The organism is Kamptonema formosum PCC 10802 (genome assembly GCF_000332335.1).
GTDB lineage: Bacteria > Cyanobacteriota > Cyanobacteriia > Cyanobacteriales > Oscillatoriaceae > Oscillatoria.
Window position 1 is genome coordinate 1,785 of sequence record NZ_KB235948.1, and the last position, 1,087, is coordinate 2,871.

1 protein-coding gene is annotated in these 1,087 nt (G+C 64.9%); it reads right to left on the minus strand.

What is annotated here, in order from left to right; all coding sequences use genetic code 11:
- Positions 1–1,087 (minus strand): WD40 repeat domain-containing protein (locus tag OSC10802_RS43730; protein ID WP_255349183.1); only part of this gene is annotated, 1,087 nt, incomplete at both ends.

Here is a 1,087-nt window from a genome sequence, read left to right on the forward strand (position 1 = left end):
CCGTCCGGGCTGAACGCCACGCTATTGACCTCGCCCTGATGCCCTTTCAGGGAGGCGAGCTCTTTCCCCTGCAAGTCCCACAGCTTGGCCGTGCGGTCCTCTGAGCCGGTGGCCAGCCGCTGGCCGTCCGGGCTGAACGCCACGCTATAGACCCTGCCCTGATGCCCTTTCAGGGAGGCGAGCTCTTTCCCCTGTAAGTCCCACAGCTTGGCGGTGCCGTCATCTGAGCCGGTGGCCAGCCGTTTGCCGTCCGGGCTGAAGGCCACGCTTCTGACCCCGTACTGATGCCCTTTCAGGGAGGCGAGCTCCTTCCCCTGCAAGTCCCACAGCTTGGCCGTACCGTCATCTGAGCCGGTGGCCAGCCGTTTGCCGTCTGGGCTGAACGCCACGCTCCAGACCCAGCTCTGATGCCCTTTCAGGAAGGCGAGCTGTTTCCCCTGCAAGTCCCACAGCTTGGCCGTGCCGTCAATTGAGCCGGTGGCCAGCAGTTGGCCGTCCGGGCTGAACGCCACGCTCCAAACCGGGTATCTATGCCCTTTCAGGGAGGCGAGCTGTTTCCCCTGCAAGTCCCACAGCTTGGCCGTGCCGTCCCATGCGCCGGTGGCCAGCCTTTTGCCGTCCGGGCTGAACGCCACGCTATAGACCCCCCCCTCCCGATGCCCTTCCAGGGAGGCGAGCTGTTTCCCCTGCAAGTCCCACAGCTTGGCCGTGCCGTCATCTGAGCCGGTGGCCAGCCGTTTGCCGTCCGGGCTGAACGCCACGCTCCAAACGCTGCTCTGATGCCCTTCCAGGGAGGCGAGCTCTTTCCCCTGCAAGTCCCACAGCTTGGCGGTGCCATCCCCTGAGCCAGTGGCCAGCAGTTTGCCGTCCGGGCTGAACGCCACGCTCCAAACTTGCTTCTGATGCCCTTCCAGGGAGGCGAGCTCTTTCCCCTGCAAGTCCCACAGCTTGGCGGTGCCGTCATTTGAGCCGGTGGCCAGCCGTTTGCCGTCCGGGCTGAACGCTACGCTAAAGACCGGCTCCTGATGCCCTTTCAGGGAGGCGAGCTCTTTCCCCTGCAAGTCCCACAGCTTGGCCGTGCCGTCAT